Source organism: Achromobacter sp. 1012554356 (assembly GCF_059760815.1).
Window position 1 is genome coordinate 32217 of the sequence record NZ_JCBANC010000035.1, and the last position, 21096, is coordinate 53312.

A 21096-nucleotide genomic window follows, 5' to 3' on the forward strand; every position below is an offset into this window, starting at 1 on the left:
CATCGTCTTGGACCGGGCGCTGCCCGCCCCTACAATGGCCGCTCCCGAATTCCAGACTGGAGCGAGCATGAGTACGGAAAAAGTGGCGATCCTCACGGCGGCCGGCAGCGGCATGGGTGCGGCGGCGGCGCGCAAGCTGGCGGCGGACGGCTACCGTGTGGCCATCCTGTCCTCGTCCGGCAAGGGCGCGGCGCTGGCGCAGGAGCTGGGCGGCCTGGGCGTCACCGGGTCCAACCGCTCGACCGAAGACCTGTCCCGGCTGGTTGAAGCCACCCTGCAGAAGTGGGGCCGCGTCGATGCGGTGGTCAACAGCGCCGGCCATGGTCCGAAGGGCCCGCTGCTGGAGATCAGCGACGACGACTGGCACCTGGGCATGGAGTTCTACCTGCTGAACGTGGTGCGTATCACTCGCCTGGTCGCGCCGGTGATGAAGCAGCAGCAGTCCGGCGCCATCGTCAACATTTCCACCTACGCCACCTTCGAGCCGGAAGCGCTGTTTCCGACGTCGGGCGTGTTCCGCGCAGGCCTGGCCGCCTTCACCAAGGTGTTCACCGACGAATACGCGCAGCACAACGTGCGCATGAACAACGTGCTGCCCGGTTTCATCGACAGCCTGCCCGAAAAGGAAGACCGCCGCGTGCGAATTCCGATGGGCCGCTACGGCACGGCGCAAGAGGTGGCCGACCTGATCGCGTTCCTGGCGTCGAGCGCGTCGTCCTACATCACCGGCCAGAACATCCGCATCGACGGCGGCATCACGCGCTCCGTGTGACGCGCACGCGACGCGTCATATCCCCCTGATCTCATGCGTTTGGCCTAGTCCCTCGTCCGAATGACGGTATTGAAGCCCCCGGCGGGCTTTTAGTACCGTAGGTTTTTGCATTCGACGAGGTGCCCGGCGCATGACCGCTACGCCGTCAGCGGCTGCGCAGCAGTCCGCATCCCCTACCCCCGGCCAGGCTTCGCGCTTTCTGGCGCAGGCGACGTTCGGCCCGACGCCGGCCGACATCGACGCCGTCGTGCGCATCGGCTACGCGGCGTGGCTCGACGCGCAGCTGGCGATGCCGCCGTCGCAGACGCACTTCGACTGGCTGCTGCAAAAGAACCGGTACACCGAGGCTTTCAAGGGAAACGGCATCAACGCGCCGCTGGAATCCACGTTGTGGCGCAAGTTCATCAGCGCGCCCGACCAGGTGCGCACGCGGGTCGCGTTTTCGCTGTCCGAAATCTTCGTCGTTGGCGTGTCGTCCATCACCGCGTCGTGGCCGCTTTTTGGCGCGGCGGGCTTCATGGACCTCTTGGCCGAGCATGCGCTGGGCAACTACCAGGACCTGCTGACCGCCGTGACGCAGAACCTGTCGATGGGCTGCATGCTGACCTATCGCGGCAACCGCAAGGAAGATCCCAAGACCGGCCGCCACCCCGACGAAAACTATGCGCGCGAGGTGATGCAGCTGTTCAGCATCGGGCTGCTGGTGCTGGAACAGGACGGCACGGTGAAAATGGTCAACGGCGCCCCCGTGGAAACCTATACCAACGCCGACGTGCAGGGGCTGGCCAAGGTCTTCACGGGCTGGGACATCAACGGCCCCGAGACGAACGTGGAGTTCCACCGCCGTCCCATGGCGCTGAACAACGCGCTGCACTCGATGGCGGAAAAGCGCTTCCTGGGCGCGGTCATCCCACCTGGTACGGACGGCCACCTGTCTCTCAAGCGCGCCATGGAGGTCATCAGCGCCCATCCCAACGTCGGCCCTTTCATTGGCATGCAGCTGATCCAGCGCATGGTCACCAGCAATCCCAGCCCCGCGTACGTGGGCCGCGTGTCGGCCGTGTTCAACGACGACGGCACGGGCCAGCGCGGCAATCTGAGGGCCGTGGTGCGGGCCATTCTGCTGGATCCCGAGGCGCGACAGCCGGACCTTTCTTCGCCGCATTGGGGCAAGGTGCGCGAGCCCATCCTGCGCTTCTCGGGCTGGGCCCGCGCGTTCGGTGCCACTTCCACCAATGGCGAATGGGCCATGCCGGACACGACGGACAACACGATCCGGTTGGCGCAGAGCCCCATGCGGTCGGCCACGGTGTTCAACTTCTTCCGGCCGCGCTACGTGCCGCCGGTCACGGAACTGGCCCGCCGCCATCTGGTCGCGCCGGAACTGCAGATCACGGACGAGACCAGCATCGCGGGCTACCTGAATTTCCTGGCAATCTACGCGGACCGCGGCTGGGAGGATCTGCAGACCAGCTATACGCCCGAGATCGCGCTGGCCAAGGACCCTGAGGCCCTGGTGGCGCGCGTCGTGCTGCTGCTGGCGGGCGATGCTTTCAGCGCGCGCACGGCGGTGTCCATTGCCAAAGCGGTGGCCACGCTGCCGCCGGACCGGCCGCGCGACCGGGTTCGCGCCGCCATCATGCTGGTGGCGGCGACCCCTGAGTATCTGGTGCAGAAATGACAGACCGCCGCGACCTCGACCGCCGAGCCTTTCTGCTGCGCGCCTTTGCGCTGGGCGCGACCCGCGCTGCCGCGCCGCTGGCGCTGAACCTGGCCGCCATCGGCGCCGCCGCCGCGCAATCCGCCCCGCCCTCCTACAAGGCGCTGGTGTGCGTCTTCCTGTACGGCGGCAACGATCCCTACAACACGCTGGTTCCGTACGATCCGTCGTCGTACCGCGCGTACTCCACGGCCCGCAGCGACATCGCCCTGCCCCGCGACCCGCTACGCGCCACGCTGCTGCGCGGCAAGGCCGACACACAGGGCGGCATGCAGTTCGCCCTGGCTCCCGCGCTCGCGCCGCTGGCGCCGCTGTACGAACGCGGCGACATGGCGGCCCTGCTCAACGTGGGACCGCTGATCGTGCCCACGACCAAGGCCGAATACATCGGCGCGCGTGTGCCCCTGCCGCCCAAGCTGTTCTCGCACAACGATCAGCAATCGGTCTGGCAGGCGCTGGCGCCGGAGGGCGCGTCCTCGGGCTGGGCCGGCCGCCTGACGGATCTTTTCGCGGGCGCCAACGCGCAGCGCACGTTTACCGGCATCACGGCGGGCGGCAGCACGGTGCTGCTGGCCGGGCGCAAGGTGGCGGGCTATCGGGTGGGCATCAACGGCTCGACGCAAATCGACCTGCTGCATCGCGACATTTACGGATCCAGCGCCTGCACCGCGCTGCTGCGCGAACTGATCACCGAGCCGCGCGAACACCTGATGGAACGCGAGATGTCGCGCATCGCCGCGCAGTCCATCTCCGCCGACACGCGCCTGCGGGCCGCGCTGGAGGGCGTCGCCGTACCGGGAGACTTTTCGTCGCCGCTCGCACAGCAGCTTCGGATCGTGGCGCGCATCATCGCCGCTCGCGACACGCTGGGCGCGCGGCGTCAGGTGTTTTTCGTCTCGCAGAACGGCTATGACAACCACACGGGGCTGAACGACGCGCATCCGGCGTTGCTCAAGGAAATGGGCCAGGCGCTGGCCGCGTTCCAGAAGGCCCTGTCGGAACTGGGCGTGGCGGATCAGGTCACCACCTTCACGGCCTCCGAGTTCGGCCGCACGCTGGGTTCCAACGGCAACGGCTCGGATCACGGCTGGGGCTCGCACCACTTCGTGCTGGGCGGCGCGGTCAACGGCGGCCGCTGCTACGGGGCCCACCCGGAAATCGCGCTGAACGGGCCCGGCTTCGTGGACAACGGCCGGCTGCTGCCCACCACGTCGGTGGATCAATTGGGCGCGGACCTGGGCGCGTGGTTCGGCGCCAGCCGGGACGATCTGCGGACGGTGTTCCCGAATTTGCGGCATTTCGGGCCGGAGCCGTTGGGGATGTTGAAGGGTTAGGCACTAGCGCCCACCCCGCAACCGATCTATAACGTCAGGCAACCCACCCGCCATCCGGCGGCGCTCGCGTTTCCTCCTTCCCATCGCACCGCAACATGAGCCTCACCCCCGATCTGGCGTTGCAACCCGCCACCGAAGAAGACGTGCCGTTCCTGCTGTCCCTGCGCAAGCGCACGATGACTGCGCACCTGCAGCGCGCAGGCGCGCCGCATGACGATGACCATCACCTGGCGCGCATCCATTACCACTTCGACGATGCCCAGATCGTCTGGCTGGCCGGCCGTCCCGCCGGCTTGTTCAAGCATTACCGCGACCCGGCCGGCTGGCGCATCGTGCAGATTCAGATCGATCCCGATTTCCAGGGCCAGGGGCTGGGCCGCAGGCTGCTGGCCAAGGTGCTGGACCGGGCGGACAAGGAAGGTGCGCCCGTCACCCTGAGTGTCCTGAAAGGCAATCCCGCCCGGCGGCTTTACGAGGCGCTGGGCTTCACATCTGTGAAGGAGACCGAGCTGGAGCATGAAATGCGGTACGACCCCGGCGCGGTCCGGCCGGGCGCTTGAACCCTTCGCGGCAGCTTTTTTCCGGACCGCTGGAATAAAGCGGCCCCGGCCGGCGTCCGTAGAGGGCAGTCCCCCAATCCTTCCCTTCTACGAGGCACAACATGCGCAAACACACCGCCGCGGCCCTGGCTCTCGCCTGCGCCGCCCTGTTCTCGGCCGGCGCCCACGCCCAGGCCGTCAAGACCCAGAACGGCATCCTGGTCGATAACGCCGGCATGACGCTGTACACCTTCGACAAGGACTCCGCGGGCAAGAGCGTCTGCGTCGACGCGTGCGCGAAGGCTTGGCCGCCCGCCATGGCCGCCGGCGACGCCAAGCCGATGGGCGACCTGACGGTCATCACCCGCCCCGACGGCAGCAAGCAATGGGCCTACAAGAACAAGCCGCTGTACCTGTTCGCCAAGGACACCAAGCCGGGCGACAAGACCGGCGACAACTTCAAGGAAATCTGGCACGTCGTCAAACCCTGATCCGGACACCTGCCCGATCAGACCATGCGCGCCGAAGACGAAGCCCAGATCCTGGCCTGCATCCCCAGCTTGCGGCGTTACGCGCGCGGGCTGACGGGCGACCCCGACCGGGCCGACGATCTGGTGCAGGACACGCTGGAGCGCGCATGGAGCCGCTACTCTCGCTGGCAGCGGCGCGGCGAACTGCGTGCCTGGATGTTCGGCATCATGCACAACCATTTCATCGACGGCGTGCGCGCCGCCAGCCGGCGCACCGACCAGACGGCGCCGGGCGACCTGCCCGACGCGCCGGTGCGCGCCACCCAGACCGATCAGCTTGAAGTGCGCGACCTGGACCGCTGCCTGCAAGCCCTGCCGGCCGATCAGCGCGAGGTCCTCTTGCTGATCGCCGTCGAAGACCTTTCCTACCAGGAGGCCGCCCGCATCCTGTCGGTGCCCATCGGCACCGTCATGTCGCGCCTGTCGCGCGCCCGCGAGAAGCTCGGCGCGCTGATGCGGGGCCGCGATACCGCCCCGCGCCTGCGGCCCGTTCCCACCCCGCGTGAAATGCCATGACCGACAAACGCCTCCATCCGGTTCCCGCCGCAGGCACGCCGATCACCGAAGCCGATCTGCACGGCTACGCGGACGGCCAGCTGTCCGCCGCGCGTCATGCCGAGGTGGCCGCCTTTCTGGCCGCGCATCCGCAGGACCAGACCCAGGTCGACGACTGGCAGGCGCAACGGCGCGCGCTGCATGCCTTGCTGGATCCCGTGCTGGACGAACCGTTGCCGCTGCGCCTGCCGCTGCGCGCCCCGGCGCGGACGTGGCCGTGGCGCGCGATGGCGGCCAGCGTGGCGATTGCCGCGGTCAGCGCCAGCTTGGCCTGGTTCGCGCGCGGCGCCGTCGACGCGCGCCATCTGCAAGCTGCGCTGGCCACCGCCAGCCCCGAGCGCGCGGCGGGCGGCTATGCCCAGCGCGCCGCCATCGCCCATGCCGTCTTTGCGCCCGACATGGGCCGGCCCGTGGAAGTCGGCGGCGACAACGAAAAGGCGCTGGTGACCTGGCTGACCAAGCGCATGGGCGCGCCGATGCGCGCGCCGTCGCTATCGAAGACGGGTTACGAGCTGATCGGCGGACGCCTCTTGCCCGGCGGCGCGGGCCCCGTCGCGCAATTCATGTACGGCGCGGCCGACGGCCAGCGCCTGACGCTGTACGTGACGCGGGAAGCGGCCGGCGGCCAGACCGCCTTCCAGTTCACGCAGGAAGGGCCGGTGCGGGTCTTCTATTGGGTCGAGGGCGAGTTCGGCTACGCGCTGTCGGGCGCCGTCAGCCGTGATGAGCTGCAGCGCGTGTCGCAGGAAGTCTATCGGCAGCTTCAGGGCTGAGGACAGGGCCTGCCTTTCAACCGGCGCGCGCCCGCGCTTCGTGCAGCATGTGCAGCGTGATCTTGCGTACCTCGGCCTTGCTCATGTCGATATGGGACCGCAGCAGGCGCGCAGCCTCGTCGGTGCGGCGCGCCAGCACCGCGCGCAGGATGGCCGCGTGTTCGTCATAGGTGGCATCCACACGGAAGTCCTTGGTGAAATCCAGCCGCCGCACAATGCGGATCTTTTCCGTCACGTCGCGGTGGATCTGCGCCATCTCGGGATTGCCGGCCGCGGCCACCAGCGCGCAATGAAACGCCTCGTCCAGTTGCCCCACCAGCCGGCCGTCCAGAATGCGCTGCGAAGGCGGCACCAGCCACACGTCGGTCAACGCGCCCAGCATCCCGGCCTGATCCATGTCCTGCCGCGCGCACAGCTTGTCCACCGCCGCCAGTTCCAGCACCACGCGCACGTCGTACAACGCCTCGAAGCGCTCGAAGTCGAAGGGCCGCACCTGCCAGCCGCTGCGCGGCCGTGCCAGCACAAACCCTTCGCGTTCCAGCCGCGCCAAGCCCAGCCGTACCGGCGTGCGGCTCACTCCCAGCCGCGCCACCAGATCGGCCTCGGTGAAGCGTTCGCCGGGCAGCATCCGGAAGCCGAACAGGTCGTCCTTGATGCGCTGGTAGACCTGGTCGGCCAGCGAGCCGGCCAGCGCCGGCGACGGACGGATGGCCGGGCCCGCCTGGACGGCTTCCAGCCGCATCATCCGGTCACGACGCACGTGGCGTCTTCGGTGATCACGACGAGCGGATCGCCCGCGTTGACCGGCTTGCCGGGCACGCAGCGGATCGCGGACACCGTGCCTGACGCCGGCGCGATGACGGACAGCTCCATCTTCATGGCCTCGACCACCACCAGCGTGTCGCCGGCCGACACGCTCTGCCCCACCTGGACCGGGATCTTCCAGATGTTGCCGCACATGTCGGCGCTGACCAGACGTTCGCCATCGCGCAGCACGGTCTCGGCCTCGGGCTGCGCGGCGGGCGCCTCCAACGCCACGTCCTCGTTCTTCCACAGCGCCACCTCGGCATCGAAGGCCGTCTTCTGGCGCGCCTGGAAAGCCGCAATGCTATCCGCCTGCTCGGCCACAAAGCCCTGATGCGCCGCGAAGTCGAACATCTCTTCTTCGATGCGGACCGTGGCGCGGCCTTCCCGGAAGTCCTCGCGCAGCACGTCCAGTTCCGCCTCGGTGACGGGATAGAACCGCACCTGATCGAAAAAGCGCAGCAGCCAGGGCTTGCCGTCCTGGAACACGGGGTTCTTCAGGAACTTGTTCCAGATGGGCAGCGTGCGTCCCACCAATTGATAGCCGCCGGGCGAATCCATGCCGTAGATGCACATGTAGACGCCGCCGATACCCACCGTGCCCTCGGCGGTAAAGGTGCGCGCCGGGTTGTACTTGGACGTCAGCAGGCGGTGGCGCGGGTCGATCGGCACCGCGCACGGCGCGCCCAGGTAGACGTCGCCCAGGCCCATGATGAGATAACTGGCGTCAAAGACGATGCGGCGCACCTCGTCGCGCGAATCCAGGCCGTTGATGCGCTGGATGAAGTCCACGTTGTTCGGCAGCCAGGGCGCGCTCGCCCGCACGGTCTCCTGATAGCGCTGCACCGCGCCCAACGTGGCGCTGTCTTCGAAGGCCATGGGCAGGTAGACGACGCGCGTGGGCACCTTCAGCGTGGCGACGTCGGCCAGCCCTTCCTCGATCTTCAGCAGCTTTGCGATGAGCGCGCCCTGCAGGATCACGCGGCTGTCGTAGCGGATCTGCAGCGAACGCACGCCCGGCGACAGTTCCAGCACGCCGGCCACGGGGTTGGCGTTCAACGCTTCCATCAGCAGGTGGATGCGCATGCGCAGCGCCAGGTCCAGCACGTTGTCGCCGTATTCCAGCAGCAGGTAGCCGTCGCCCGCCTGCCGGTACGACACCGACGGGCGCGATCCTTCGGCGGGCAGCGCGGCCACGATGGTCTCGGAGACGGTCGCGGGCACGGGCGCCGGTTCGGTCGCAGCGGGAACCGCCGGCGCCAGGTCGGCAATACGGCGGTCCTGCGCGGCCTCCAGCGCCACGGCCTGCGGGTAGTCGATGCGCACGAAGCGGATGCGGTCACCGGGCTTGACCTGCCCCACCTTCCACAGTTCGGCGCGGGCAATCGTGACCGGGCAGACGAAGCCGCCCAGGCTGGGGCCGTCGCGCGTCAGGATCACGGGGCTGTCGCCCGTGAAATTGATGCTGCCGATCGCGTACTCGCAATCGTGGATGTTGGACGGGTGCAGCCCCGCCTCGCCGCCGTTCTCGCGCGCCCAGGTGGGCTTGGGTCCGATCAGGCGCACGCCCAGGCGATTGGAGTTGTAGTGAACCTCCCAGTCGGTCGCGAAGAAAGCGTCGATGGCCTCCGGCAGGAAGAAATCTGGCGCGCCATGCGGCCCGTACAGCACGCCGATCTCCCAGGTGCTGCCGTACTCGGGGATCAGTGCCGCGGGCGCGGCCTGCGGCAGGGTTTCGGGCGGGGCGGCGTTGGCGCCCGCCAGCTCGGGGCGGATCACGGGCAGCATGTCGCCCACGCGCAGCGTGCGGCCGGCATGCCCGCCAAACTGGCCCAGCGCAAACGTGGACCGGCTGCCCAGGTAGAGCGGCACGTCCAGGCCGTTGCGTACCGCCAGGTAGCTGCGGCAACCCGACAGTGCGCGGCCGGTGGCCAACACCTGCCCCGACTTCACGAAGATCGGCTGCCACATCGGCACCGGCTCGCCGTCCAGCGTTGCGGCGCACGATGCGCCGGTCAACGCCACGACTGCGTCGCCGTGAAAGCGCAGCGTGGGCCCGACCAGCGTGGTCTCGATACCGGCCGCATCGGGCGCGTTGCCGACGATGCGGTTGGCGACGCGAAACGCGTAGTCGTCCATGGGACCGGACGGCGGCACGCCGATGTCCCAGTAGCCCGCGCGGCCGGGATAATCCTGCACGCTGGTGTAGGTGCCGGCTTCCACGACCTCGATCGCCGCGGGGCGGTACGTAAAGCTTTCCAAAAAGCGCGTGGACAGCTGCCCCGCGCGAAAGCGCGCGTCGGCCACGATCTGGCGCAGGTAATCCAGGTTGGTCGCAATGCCGTGCAGCCGCGTGCGCGCCAGCGCGTCGGCCAGCTCGTCCAGCGCGGCCTCGCGCGTGTCCGCATGCACGATCAGCTTGGCCAGCATCGGGTCGTAAAACGCGGGCACCTCCGTGCCGGTCTCGACCCAGCCGTCGACGCGCACGCCGTCCGGGAACGACACCTCGGTCAACACGCCGGGCGAAGGCTGGAACTGACGCAGCGGATCCTCGGCGTACAGGCGCACTTCAATGGATGCGCCCTGCGGCGCGCGCGACATCGCCGCGAAATCCAGCGGCTCGCCTGCTGCCACACGCAACATGCACTCCACCAGATCCAGGCCGGTGACAGCTTCGGTCACCGGATGCTCGACCTGCAGGCGCGTGTTCACCTCCAGGAAATAGAAGCTGTCGCGCGCCGGATCGTAGATGAACTCCACGGTGCCGGCGGAGCGGTAGTTCACCGATTCGCCCAGCTTGACGGCCGCCTCCAGCAGCGCGGCGCGCGTGGCGGCCGGCAACTGCGGCGCGGGGGTTTCCTCGATGACCTTCTGGTTGCGGCGCTGCACCGAGCAGTCGCGTTCGCCCAGCGCCAGCACGCGGCCCGCGCCGTCGCCAAATATCTGCACCTCGACGTGCCGCGCGTTGTCCACATAGCGTTCGATGAACGCGCCGCCATCGCGAAAGAAGTGCTCGCCCATGCGCTGCACGCTGTCGAACGCCACGGTCAGCTCCGCCTCGTTCTCGCAGCGCGAGAGACCAATGCCGCCGCCGCCCGCCGTGCTCTTGAGCATCACCGGATAACCGATGCGCTCGGCCTGCGACAGCGCCTCGCCCAGGCTGGACAGGAGTCCGGTGCCCGGCGTCATCGGCACACCGGCCTCGGCAGCCAGCTCGCGCGAACGGTGCTTCAGGCCGAACTCGCGGATCTGCAGAGGCGTGGGACCGACAAAGGCGACGCCCGCGGCCTCGCAGGCGTCGGCGAACTCGGCGCTTTCAGACAGAAAACCATAGCCGGGGTAGATCGCCTGCGCACCCTGTTCGCGCGCGGCGGCCAGCAGCAGGTCCATGCGCAGGTAGCTGTCGGCCGCCTTCTCGCCGCCCAGCGCCACAGCCACATCGGCCTCGCGCACGTGCGCGGCATTGCGGTCCGGATCGGAATAGACGGCCACGCTGCGGATGCCCAGCCGCTTGAGGGTGCGGATGGCGCGGACGGCGATTTCGCCGCGGTTTGCAATCAGAACGGTATCGAACACGGTGCGACTCCCTGATGTGAGGGCGGGGTTATCGGATGGGTAGCGGGTAGTCAGCGGGCGGCGGCGTTCACGCTGGCCAGGTAGGCGCGCCAGCCGCCGAACGAGGTGATGTCGCGCGCGCCGTCCAGGCCGCGCGGTTCGCAGATAAAGCCCTTGACCAGCCGGCCGTCCGCCAGCTCCAGCGTGCCGATGCCCAGCGGCGCGGGGATCTCGGCCACGAACGCGCCGAACGCCGTCACCGGCACGTCCCAAAGCTCGACCTCGATGGCGGCGCCGCTTTCCATCTTCACCAGCCCCGGCTTGGGCGGCGTCGTGTTGGCCAGCGCGAAGAGGCGGTAGTCGCCCGCCGTCGCCGTCTTTTCGACAAACACCGCGTGACGCGACGTCAGTTGATGGTTGAGCGGCATGCCGGTCAGATGCGCGCCCACGACCGCCACGCGCACGGTGTCCGCGGACGGTGCGCCATCCGTCGCCAGCGCGGGCAGCGGCATGCCGGTCGCGCCCAACGGCAGCCCGCGCCGCGCCTGCCATTGCTTGCCGAACTGCGCCAGCGCGCGGTCCTGCCACGCCAGGCCGATCAGCGTAATGCCGGACGGCAGCCCATCGGCGCGCATGCCGGCCGGCACGGCCAGCGCGGACAGATCGGCCAAATTGGCGAAGTTGGTGTAGACACCCAGGCGGGAATTGAGCGTGACCGGGTCTGCCTCAAGCTGGGCGATGGTGTAGATGGACGGCGAGGTCGGCACGACCAGCGCGTCAAAGCCTTCCAGCGCGCGATGGATCTGGCGGGTCAGTTCGGCGCGCCGGTACTCTGCCTTGAACGCGTCCAGCGCGCTGTAGTTCGCGGCCTGCTCGACGATGCCGCGCACCACCGGATTGATGGCGCCAGGGTTTTCGTTCCACAACGCTTCCACCGCGGCAAAGCGTTCAGCCACCCACGGTCCTTGGTACAGCAGCGCGGCCAGTTCGCTGAACGGGGCGAAGTCGATGGGCTCGACCTGGGCGCCATCCGCGCGCAACGCACGCACCGCGTCGTCGAACACGGCGGCGGCCTGCGTGTCGCCAAAGAATTCCAGCGACGCGGGCACGGCCAGGCGCGGCGCCTTCGGCCACGGCAGCGACGCGCCCGCCGGCATGGCGCGCGAATACGGATCTGCGTCATCAAAACCGCCCGCCACCTGCGCCACCTTGTCGGCGTCGTCCACGGTCAGCGCAAAGATCGACACGCAATCGAGCGTGCGGCACGCGGGCACCACGCCTGCGGTGCTGAGCCAACCCTTGGTGGGCTTGAGCCCGACGATATTGTTGAAGCCGGCGGGCACGCGGCCGGAGCCCGCCGTATCGGTGCCTAGCGAAAACGCCGCGATGCCGCGCGCAACCACCGACGCGGAGCCGGAGCTGGAGCCGCCGCTGACGTAGGCGGGATCAAACGTGTTGGCCACGGCGCCATGCGGCGAGCGCGTGCCCACCAGGCCGGTCGCGAACTGGTCCAGATTGGTCTTGCCGATCAGGATGGCGCCGGCCGCGCGCAGACGCCGCACGACGGTCGCATCTTCCTGCGCCGTGTACGCGAACTCGGGGCACGCCGCGGTCGTGGGCCAGCCCGCCGCATCGATGTTGTCCTTGATGGCGAAAGGCACGCCATACAGCGGCAGGCGCGAGATGTCGCCCCCTGCCGCGGCCAGCAGCAGGCGCAGACCATCGAGTTGTTCGTCTAGCTGCACGCAGTCCACGCGCCGTATCCAGGCGTTGTCCTCCGCGTCGTCCGGGGCGGCCGCGTAGCCGGCCAACAAGCCTTCAGGCTGCGCACCGTCACGGTAGGCGGCCTGCCATTGCGCGATCGTCCAACCGGCGGAGTGCTTCTGCGTTGCTGCGGCATTCATGCTGGAATCCTTTCTTGTATACAAGTACGGATTCCCAAGCAAAGTGCGTGCCATGTTGGCGGCGCGCGGCGCTTTCCCTCTGAAACGCGGCAGGACCGCGCGCCCGCGGCCTTCGCATGCGATGGCTGCGGCGTGCAAGCCGCACCATCATCGCGCGCATCGCGCACCGATTGTGTGCAGACGGCACCGTTCTGATCACGCCCGCGCGGCGCAGCCATCGCCACACGCCTTCGCGTAAACCCGCCCGCTTCATACAGCAGCCGCATGCCTGCCAGAACTTGGCACGCGTTTTGCTTTTGACTCCCTGTGCGACTGCTTTTTCAGAACGTTCTCTCGCCGGCCAGGCCGGCACCTTCCATCCAGGAGTCACTATGAAACGCAGACTAGCCCTTAAGCAACTGACCGCCGCGAGCCTCTTGGCCATGACCGGATGGATGCCGCAGGTCCACGCCGCCGAGGACACCATCAAGGTCGGCATCCTGCATTCGCTGTCGGGCACGATGGCCATCTCGGAAACGTCACTCAAGGACGTGGCCCTGATGACCATCGAAGAGATCAACGCCAACGGCGGCGTGATGGGCAAGAAGCTCGAGGCCGTGATCGTCGACCCCGCGTCGAACTGGCCGCTGTTTGCCGAGAAGTCGCGCCAGCTCCTGTCGCAGGACAAGGTGGCCGTGGTCTTCGGCTGCTGGACGTCGGTGTCGCGCAAGTCGGTGCTGCCGGTGTTCAAGGAGCTGAACGGTCTGCTGTTCTACCCCGTGCAGTACGAAGGCGAAGAGCTGGAGAAGAACGTGTTCTACACGGGCGCGGCGCCCAACCAGCAAGCCATTCCCGCCGTGGAATACCTGATGAGCGAAGACGGCGGCGGCGCCAAGCGCTTCGTGCTGCTGGGCACGGATTACGTCTACCCCCGCACCACCAACAAGATCCTGCGCGCCTTCCTGCATTCCAAGGGCGTGAAGGACAGCGACATCGACGAGGTCTACACCCCGTTCGGCCACTCCGACTACCAGACCATCGTCGCGAACATCAAGAAGTTCGCCACCGGCGGCAAGACGGCCGTGATCTCGACCATCAACGGCGACTCGAACGTGCCCTTCTACAAGGAGCTCGGCAACGCGGGCCTGAAGGCCACCGACGTGCCGGTTGTGGCGTTCAGCGTGGGCGAAGAGGAACTGCGCGGCGTGGACACCAAGCCGCTGGTCGGCCACCTGGCCGCGTGGAATTACTTCCAGTCCGTCAAGAACCCCGTCAACGACGCGTTCATCGCAAAGTGGAAGGCCTACGCCAAGGCCAAGAACCTGCCCAACGCCAACACGGTCGTGACGAACGATCCGATGGAAGCCACCTACATCGGCATCCATATGTGGAAGCAGGCCGTTGAACAGGCCAAGACCACCGACGTGGACAAGGTCATCGCCGCGATGGGCGGGCAGAAGTTCAACGCGCCGGACGGCTACACGATCGAGATGGACAAGACCAACCACCACCTGCACAAGCCCGTCTACATCGGCGAGATCAAGGCGGACGGCCAGTTCAGCGTGGTGTGGAAGAGCAAGGGTCCGATCCGCGCCCAGCCCTGGAGTCCGTACATCCCGGGCAACGAAGGCAAGCAAGGTCTCTAGTCCCCAGTCTCAACCCGCCCCAAGGAAAAGGCAGCCATGCGCATCGCGGCAATCGCACACTTCTTGCCTCGTTTCCTCCTGGCATGGCTGATCGCCGTGCCGGCGCTGGCCGCTCCCGCGGCCGCCGCCGGCGTGGACCAGGCCCTGCTTGCGCCGCTGGCCGGCGACGACACCGACGCCAGGCTGCAAGCGATTGCCGCGCTGGGCCAACTGCCGGACCCCGGCGCCGCAGCGGTACTGCAGGCGCTGGGCAACGACCAGCTCTACGCCACCGCCGACGGCCGCGTGCTGATCGGCACCGGCGGGCCGCGCGCCACCGATCCGACCACCGGGGCGGTGGTGGACCTGCCCGCCGGCGCGGGCACCATCTCCATCAACAACCGCCTGCGCCGCGCCATCGAGGCCGCGCTGGCGGGTTCCCGCCTGTTTTCCGACAACGCCAACGAGCGCCTCGCCGCGGCCCGGCGGCTGCAGCAGACCGGCGACCCCGCGCGCCTGCCCATGCTCGACAAGGCGCTGGCGGCGGAAAAGAACGAGGCCGTGCGCGACGCGCTGCTGATCGCGCAGGCCAATCTGGAACTGAAAAGCGAAGACGCCGCCAAGCGCCGCCACGCGGTGCAGGTGCTGGGCGACACGAAGAATGCTGCCTTCCGGCCGACGCTGGCGGCGCTGACGCAGGAGCGCGACGGCGCCTACGCGGAACCTGATGCCGGCGTGCGCGAGGCGGCCGCCAACGCGGTGAAGCAGATCGACCGGCACCTGGCCACGATCGAATGGGCCGGCAATCTCTTCTACGGCGTCAGCCTGGGCAGCGTGCTGCTGCTGGCCGCGCTGGGCCTTGCGATCACCTTCGGCCTGATGGGCGTCATCAACATGGCGCACGGCGAGCTGCTGATGATCGGCGCCTACGTTACATACGTGGTGCAGACCGTGTTCCGCGCCTGGCTACCGGGATGGCTGGACTGGTATGTCGTGGCCGCGCTGCCGCTTGCCTTCGTGGTGACGGCGCTGGTGGGCATGGCGCTGGAACGCACGGTAATCCGCTGGCTGTATGGCCGCCCGCTTGAAACGCTGCTGGCCACCTGGGGCATCAGCCTGATGCTGATGCAGGGCGTGCGGTCGCTGTTCGGCGCGCAGAACGTGGAGGTCGGCAACCCCAGCTGGATGTCGGGCGGCGTGACCGTGCTGGGCGGGCTGGTGCTGACGTACAACCGGCTCGTCATCATCGGCTTTGCCTTCTTTGTGGTGTTTCTGGTGTGGGCCCTGCTGAACCACACGCGGCTTGGCCTCTTCGTGCGCGCCATCACGCAGAACCGGCGCATGGCCGATTGCGTGGGCGTGCCCACCGGCCGCGTCGACATGCTGGCCTTCGGCCTGGGCTCCGGCATCGCCGGGCTGGCGGGCGTGGCGCTGTCCCAACTGGGCAACGTGGGACCGGATCTGGGCCGCGGCTACATCGTCGACTCGTTCATGGTGGTAGTGCTGGGCGGCGTGGGCCAGCTTGCCGGCACCGTCATCGCCGCACTGGGCCTGGGCGGCGTGAATAAATTCCTGGAGCCTTACGCGGGAGCTGTCATGGCCAAGATCACCATCCTGGTGCTCATCGTGCTGTTTGTCCAAAAGCGGCCGCAAGGCCTGTTCGCCCCCAAGGGCCGGAGCGTCGAATGAAACAGAACGCGCTGACCGACCTCACCCTGCTGGCGCGCCGCCCGATCTTCTCGGGCCGGGTGTGGGCCGCGCTGGCCGCGGGCGTCGTCCTGCTGGCCCTTCTGCCGCTGATGAACCTGTGGTTCCCGCCCGGCCATGCGCTGCATGTGTCCGCCTATGCCGTGGCGTTGCTGGGCAAGTTCATGTGCTACGCCATGGCGGCGCTGGCGCTGGATCTCGTGTGGGGCTACGCGGGCATCCTGTCGCTGGGCCACGGCCTGTTCTTTGCGCTGGGCGGCTACGCGCACGGCATGTACCTGATGCGCGCCATCGGCCGCGACGGCGTCTACCAAAGCGACCTGCCAGACTTCATGGTGTTTTTGGACTGGAAGACCTACCCCTGGTACTGGTCCTTCACGGAACACTTCTGGTACGCGATGCTGCTGGTGGTGCTGGTGCCCGGCGTGCTGGCCTTCGTCTTCGGCTACTTTGCCTTCCGCTCGCGCATCAAGGGCGTGTACTTCTCGATCATCACGCAGGCGCTGACCTTTGCCGCGATGCTGCTGTTCTTTCGCAACGACACGGGCTTTGGCGGCAACAACGGTTTTACCGACTTCAAGCGCATCCTGGGCTTTGACATCACCGCGCCGGGCACACGCGCCACGCTGTACTGGGTGACGCTCGCGGCGCTGGCCGGCGCGCTGATCGTGGCGCGCATGGTTACACAAAGCAAGCTGGGCCGTGTGCTGACCGCCGTGCGCGACGCCGAAAGCCGCGTGCGCTTCATCGGCTACGACCCGCTGGGCTTCAAGCTGTTCGTGTGGACGCTGTCGGCCGTGCTTTGCGGCATCGCCGGCGCGCTGTACGTGCCGCAGGTCGGCATCATCAATCCCGGCGAGATGTCCACCGAAAACTCCATCGAGATGGTCATCTGGGTGGCGACCGGCGGGCGCGGCACGCTGATCGGTCCCATCATCGGCGCGGGCGCCGTCAACGGGCTGAAGACCTGGTTCACCAGCGTGCTGCCGGAATACTGGCTATATGCGCTGGGCCTCATCTTCGTGCTGGTGACCCTGTTCCTGCCAACCGGCATCGTCGGTCTTGCCCGCCGCATCGCGGCCCGCATCCAGGAGAAGAAGGCATGACCACCACGCACACCGAATCGGCAACGCTGGACGGCGGCCCGAGCGGCGACGCCGGCTATGGCCGCGTCAGCCCCAAGGGCCTGGACACCAGCCACGGCGCCATCCTGTACCTGGAAGGCATCACGGTCAGCTTCGACGGCTTCAAGGCGCTGAACGACCTGACGCTGGACATCGGCGTGGGCGAACTGCGCTGCATCATCGGCCCCAACGGCGCGGGCAAGACCACGATGATGGACGTTATCACCGGCAAGACGCGGCCCACGGCGGGCACGGCCTACTTCGGCCAGAGCATCGACCTGACGACGCTGAGCGAGGCGCAGATTGCGCACGCGGGTATCGGCCGCAAGTTCCAGCGCCCCACGGTGTTCGAGCAGCACACGGTGTTCGAGAACCTGGAGCTGGCGATGAAGACGGACAAGCGCGTCCGCCCCACCCTGTTCTCGCGGCTGTCCGGCGAACAGGCCGACCGGATCGGCGAGACGCTCGACCTGATCCGGCTGCGGCCCGAGGTCTGGCGGCCCGCTGGCCTCTTGTCTCACGGTCAGAAGCAGTGGCTGGAGATCGGCATGCTGCTGATGCAGGAGCCGCAGTTGCTGCTGCTGGACGAACCCGTGGCCGGCATGACCGACGCCGAGACCGAACGCACCGGCGAACTCTTGAACGAATTGCGTGGCCGGCATTCCCTGATGGTGGTGGAACACGACATGGACTTCGTGAACCAGATCGCGGGCGATGGCAAGGTGACGGTGCTGCACGAGGGGTCGGTGCTGGCCGAAGGCCCGATGAGCCGCGTGCAGGCCGACCCGCGCGTGATCGAAGTCTATCTGGGGCGCTGAACATGCTGGACGTAAGCACGATCGACCAATACTACGGCGGCAGCCACACCCTGCGCGGCGTGTCGCTGTCGGTGCGGCAAGGCGAGTGCCTGGCGCTCTTGGGCCGCAATGGCGTGGGCAAGACCACCCTGCTCAAGTGCGTCATGGGCGTGCTGCCCGTGGCGCGCGGCGGTATCGCCTTCGACGGCGCCGACATCACCCGCCTCGCGCCGCACCAGCGCGCCGCGCGAGGCATGGCCTATGTGCCGCAAGGCCGCGACATCTTCGCGCGGCTGACGGTCGAAGAGAACATCCTGATGGGCATGGCGACCAAGCCCGCGGCCCGCGCACGCCGCATCAAGGAGGAAGTCTTCGAGCTGTTCCCGGTGCTGAAAAGCATGCTGTCGCGGCGCGGCGGCGATCTGTCGGGGGGGCAACAGCAGCAGTTGGCCATCGCGCGGGCGCTGGTGGCCGAACCCAAGCTCATCATCCTGGACGAGCCCACCGAAGGCATCCAGCCGTCCATCATCAAGGACATCGCGCGGGTTATCCACATGCTGCGCCAGCGCGGCGACATCGCGATCCTGTTGTGCGAACAGTATTTCGATTTCGCGCGCGAACTCGCGGATCAGTTCGTGGTGCTGTCGCGCGGTGAAGTGGTGGCAAGCGGCGGGCGCGATGCCATAGACGGCGAGGACGTGCGGCGTCATCTGTCGGTGTGATGCGTGGCGCCGGGCCACGGTACGGCGCCGCGAATGGACTATGCTCCGGTTTTGCATTGCGCCAAACCCAAAACAGGAGCCCTCATGTCCGACGTCACCATCTATCACAACCCCAAATGCGGCACCTCCCGCAACACGCTGGGCCTGATCCGCAATGCCGGCATCGAGCCGCAGGTCGTGCTGTACGTGGAAACGCCGCCCTCGCGCGACACGCTCCAGGCGCTGTTCAAGCAGGCTGGCATCAGCGTGCGTGACGCGCTGCGCGAAAAGGGCACGCCCTATGCGGAACTCGGCCTGGATGACACGTCGCTGTCGGATGACGCGCTGCTGGACGCGATCGAACAGCATCCGATCCTTCTGAACCGCCCCTTTGTGTCGACGCCGCTGGGCGCGAAGCTGTGCCGGCCGTGTGAGCTGGTGCTGGACATTCTTCCGTCGCCGCAGAAGGGTGCCTTCTCGAAGGAAAGTGGCGAGCCGGTTATCGACGCGCAAGGCAATCGCATCCAGAAGTAGACGCGGGCGCGCAATTCAGACTTGGCAACGACGAAGGGGCAGCGATTCTTTACGCTGCGCTATTGAAATTCCAACCGGCCGACCACTCTATAGCCGTGATCCTGGCCCGCAAAACAGGGACTAACGTCGCCGCATTTGTGGGCAACGGAATCGGAATTCACGGTCTTTGGTGAAGTTTTGGCGAATCGCCCATATCGCATACAAAAAAGCCCATTCGGAAGGCCAATTCGCCGCCTCTGCAAGGAAACTGAAGGGAAGCCGAACTACCATCGCAGCAAGCAAGTTATTACAGCGCGATGACGTGTCATGAATTCCCTGGAAGCCCTCAACCAGTCCCTATTTCTACTGATCAACGCCGCCCCCGCCACGCCGGACTGGCAGATCCACGCCGCCATGCTGGTGGCGAACAAGCTCATCCTGCTGGTGCCCGGCGTCATGGCCATCGTATGGCTATGGGGCAAGGAAGCCCAGCGCAGCCTGATGCTCAAGGCGTTGGCCAGCATTACCGTGGCGCTGGGCGTCAGTTATCTGTGCGGCGTGCTGTGGCCGCATCCGCGGCCCTTCGTCGCCGGTCTGGGGCACGCGTTTTTCACGCACAAGGCCACCTCGTCCTTTCCCAGCAATCACACGATCATCATCGCGACCTTTGCCTTTGCGCTGATCCTGGACCGGCGCTGGGCCGGATGGGGCTGGCTGGCGTTGGCGGGCGCCGTGCTCGTGGGAACGTCGCGCGTCTATCTGGGCGTGCATTTTCCGCTGGATATCGCGGGCGGGTTGCTGCTGGCGCCTGTTGCCGCCGCCGTTACGATTCCCGTCTGGCGCCGTGCGGGCGCACCGTTAACCGCCGTGACGCAGGGCTTGTATCGCAAGGTGCTGGCCCTGCCGATTGCGCGAGGATGGATTCGGGCGTGACGGCGGACGCGACGCCCGGGGCGGCAGCGGCCGCGAAGGCCGCGCCCTTCCCCGCCCTGCCGCCTCAATTCACCGCGACCTTCGCTTCCTTGACCAGCTTCGCGTAATTCGCGGTATCCGCGCCGATGCGCGCCTTCATCTCCGCGGGCGTATCGCCGATCGGCACCGCGCCGATCTCGGCCATGCGGCGCGTGAAGTCCGGCGAACGGATGATCTTCACCATCTCGGCATTCAGCCGGTCGACCACCTCCTTGGGCGCCGCCGCCGGCGCCAGCACGCCGAACCACGTGCCCATGTTGAAGGGCTTCAGGCCGGCCTCTTCCATGGTCGGCACGTCCGGCAGCGCGGCCGAGCGCTGGTTGGTGGTGACGGCCAGCGCGCGCAGCTTGCCGCTCTGGATGTGTGCGAGCACCGGCGTTATGGTGTCGAACGACATGTCGATCTGACCGCCCAGCAGATCGGTGGTCAACGGTCCGCTGCCCTTGTACGGCACATGCAGCAACTGCACATGGCCCGCGCGTTCGAACTGCGCGCCGATCAGGTGCTGCCCCGTGCCCATGCCGTTGGAGCCGTAGGTCAGCTTGCCGGGCGAAGCCTGCGCCAGTTTCAACAGCGACGCCACGTCCTTGGCTTGCACCTTCGGATTGACGACCAGCACGTTGGGCACCAGCGCCACCGTGGTGACCGGCGCGAAGTCCTTCTGGAAGTCGTAGTGCAGGCTTTTGTAGACGCTGGTGGCGATGGTGTGATGAACCGCGCCCATCAGTAGCGTGTAGCCGTCGGGCGCGGCCTTGGCGACATAATCCGCGCCCAGCGTCGAACCGGCGCCGGGCTTGTTCTCGACCACTACCGGTTGGCCCAGGCTCTTGGCCAATTCCTGTCCCAGCGCACGCGCCAGCACATCCGTCGTGCCGCCAGCCGGAAACGGCACGATCAGGTTCACAGGACGCGCGGGATAGGACTGCGCCTGCGCGCCGCCCGCGAACGAAACGCCGATCAGGCAGGCGAACGCCAAGGCGCGCGCGGTCATCGCTTTCTTATGCATGATTTGTCTCCTGACTACGAATGAACTTCGCTTGTTGTTGTGATGCCGGGCGCAGGCGTCGGATCTGAAGTCCTCGTACCTGCGCCGGGGGGCTGCCAATGTCGTATCTCCAGGTGTTTGACACCCGTTGAAGCACTGCGCCAAACCGGCCGTTTTCTCCATAGGGTGTCAGACACCTACGCATGC

The 21096-nt window shown here is 67.4% G+C and carries 18 protein-coding genes; 14 read left to right on the forward strand and 4 right to left on the reverse strand.

The genetic code is table 11. The annotated features are described in order from the left end of the window. Positions 1 to 67: 67 nt before the first annotated feature. From AC6LJW_RS18235 to AC6LJW_RS18265, 7 genes are all read left to right on the forward strand, one after another. A complete protein-coding gene (locus AC6LJW_RS18235; RefSeq protein ID WP_056571804.1) occupies positions 68 to 772 on the forward strand; it encodes an SDR family oxidoreductase in 705 nt (234 codons plus the stop codon). Between the two features lie 130 nt (positions 773 to 902). Continuing rightward, the gene (locus AC6LJW_RS18240) at positions 903 to 2453 is read left to right on the forward strand and encodes a DUF1800 domain-containing protein (protein ID WP_498087922.1); all 1551 of its coding nucleotides are present in this window, start codon (positions 903 to 905) and stop codon (positions 2451 to 2453) included. Then, on the forward strand, positions 2450 to 3826 hold the full coding sequence (locus AC6LJW_RS18245; protein WP_056571810.1) for a DUF1501 domain-containing protein: 1377 nt from the start codon (positions 2450 to 2452) through the stop codon (positions 3824 to 3826). Before AC6LJW_RS18240 ends, AC6LJW_RS18245 begins: the two co-directional genes overlap by 4 nt. A gap of 95 nt (positions 3827 to 3921) precedes the next feature. After that, entirely contained in the window at positions 3922 to 4386 is a 465-nt protein-coding gene (locus tag AC6LJW_RS18250; protein WP_056571812.1) for a GNAT family N-acetyltransferase, read from the forward strand. 101 nt (positions 4387 to 4487) lie between these two features. Beyond that, a complete protein-coding gene (locus AC6LJW_RS18255; protein ID WP_056571815.1) occupies positions 4488 to 4856 on the forward strand; it encodes a COG4315 family predicted lipoprotein in 369 nt (122 codons plus the stop codon). 24 nt (positions 4857 to 4880) lie between these two features. Further along, on the forward strand, positions 4881 to 5411 hold the full coding sequence (locus AC6LJW_RS18260; protein ID WP_056571818.1) for an RNA polymerase sigma factor: 531 nt from the start codon (positions 4881 to 4883) through the stop codon (positions 5409 to 5411). Further along, on the forward strand, positions 5408 to 6223 hold the full coding sequence (locus tag AC6LJW_RS18265) for an anti-sigma factor family protein (RefSeq protein WP_498087923.1): 816 nt from the start codon (positions 5408 to 5410) through the stop codon (positions 6221 to 6223). The genes AC6LJW_RS18260 and AC6LJW_RS18265 overlap by 4 nt, the downstream gene beginning before the upstream one ends. A 16-nt stretch (positions 6224 to 6239) precedes the next feature. On the opposite strand, the gene AC6LJW_RS18270 is transcribed toward AC6LJW_RS18265, so the two are convergent. From AC6LJW_RS18270 to atzF, 3 genes are read right to left on the reverse strand one after another with little or no spacing between them, the layout of a single operon-like run. Further along, the gene (locus AC6LJW_RS18270; protein WP_082579083.1) at positions 6240 to 6968 is read right to left on the reverse strand and encodes a GntR family transcriptional regulator; all 729 of its coding nucleotides are present in this window, start codon (positions 6966 to 6968) and stop codon (positions 6240 to 6242) included. After that, positions 6965 to 10603: an urea carboxylase gene (gene uca / locus AC6LJW_RS18275; RefSeq protein ID WP_498087924.1), complete on the reverse strand. Its 3639-nt coding sequence runs from the start codon at positions 10601 to 10603 to the stop codon at positions 6965 to 6967. The genes AC6LJW_RS18270 and uca overlap by 4 nt, the downstream gene beginning before the upstream one ends. Before the next feature lie 50 nt (positions 10604 to 10653). After that, positions 10654 to 12486: an allophanate hydrolase gene (atzF, locus tag AC6LJW_RS18280; protein WP_056571828.1), complete on the reverse strand. Its 1833-nt coding sequence runs from the start codon at positions 12484 to 12486 to the stop codon at positions 10654 to 10656. A gap of 371 nt (positions 12487 to 12857) precedes the next feature. Between atzF and urtA the strand changes: the two genes are divergently transcribed. The 7 genes from urtA to AC6LJW_RS18315 all read left to right on the forward strand — a co-directional run bounded on the left by urtA (position 12858) and on the right by AC6LJW_RS18315 (position 19865). Further along, a complete protein-coding gene (gene urtA, locus AC6LJW_RS18285) occupies positions 12858 to 14111 on the forward strand; it encodes an urea ABC transporter substrate-binding protein (protein WP_056571831.1) in 1254 nt (417 codons plus the stop codon). A 36-nt stretch (positions 14112 to 14147) separates the two neighbouring features. Beyond that, positions 14148 to 15779 carry an urea ABC transporter permease subunit UrtB gene (gene urtB / locus AC6LJW_RS18290; RefSeq protein ID WP_498087925.1) on the forward strand — a complete coding sequence of 544 codons (1632 nt, stop codon included), beginning with the start codon at positions 14148 to 14150 and terminating at the stop codon, positions 15777 to 15779. Further along, complete coding sequence (gene urtC, locus AC6LJW_RS18295; RefSeq protein WP_427987626.1) at positions 15776 to 16903, forward strand: urea ABC transporter permease subunit UrtC; 1128 nt, start codon at positions 15776 to 15778, stop codon at positions 16901 to 16903. Before urtB ends, urtC begins: the two co-directional genes overlap by 4 nt. Then, positions 16900 to 17739 carry an urea ABC transporter ATP-binding protein UrtD gene (urtD, locus tag AC6LJW_RS18300; protein ID WP_056571840.1) on the forward strand — a complete coding sequence of 280 codons (840 nt, stop codon included), beginning with the start codon at positions 16900 to 16902 and terminating at the stop codon, positions 17737 to 17739. Before urtC ends, urtD begins: the two co-directional genes overlap by 4 nt. Positions 17740 to 17741: 2 nt before the next feature. Beyond that, positions 17742 to 18440, forward strand: coding sequence for an urea ABC transporter ATP-binding subunit UrtE (gene urtE, locus AC6LJW_RS18305; RefSeq protein WP_056571844.1), 699 nt, complete (start codon positions 17742 to 17744; stop codon positions 18438 to 18440). 84 nt (positions 18441 to 18524) lie between these two features. Beyond that, complete coding sequence (arsC, locus tag AC6LJW_RS18310) at positions 18525 to 18953, forward strand: arsenate reductase (glutaredoxin) (protein ID WP_498087926.1); 429 nt, start codon at positions 18525 to 18527, stop codon at positions 18951 to 18953. A gap of 306 nt (positions 18954 to 19259) precedes the next feature. Further along, on the forward strand, positions 19260 to 19865 hold the full coding sequence (locus tag AC6LJW_RS18315; protein ID WP_498087927.1) for a phosphatase PAP2 family protein: 606 nt from the start codon (positions 19260 to 19262) through the stop codon (positions 19863 to 19865). A gap of 64 nt (positions 19866 to 19929) precedes the next feature. On the opposite strand, the gene AC6LJW_RS18320 is transcribed toward AC6LJW_RS18315, so the two are convergent. Then, positions 19930 to 20910 carry a Bug family tripartite tricarboxylate transporter substrate binding protein gene (locus AC6LJW_RS18320; RefSeq protein WP_056571853.1) on the reverse strand — a complete coding sequence of 327 codons (981 nt, stop codon included), beginning with the start codon at positions 20908 to 20910 and terminating at the stop codon, positions 19930 to 19932. Positions 20911 to 21096: the final 186 nt, after the last annotated feature.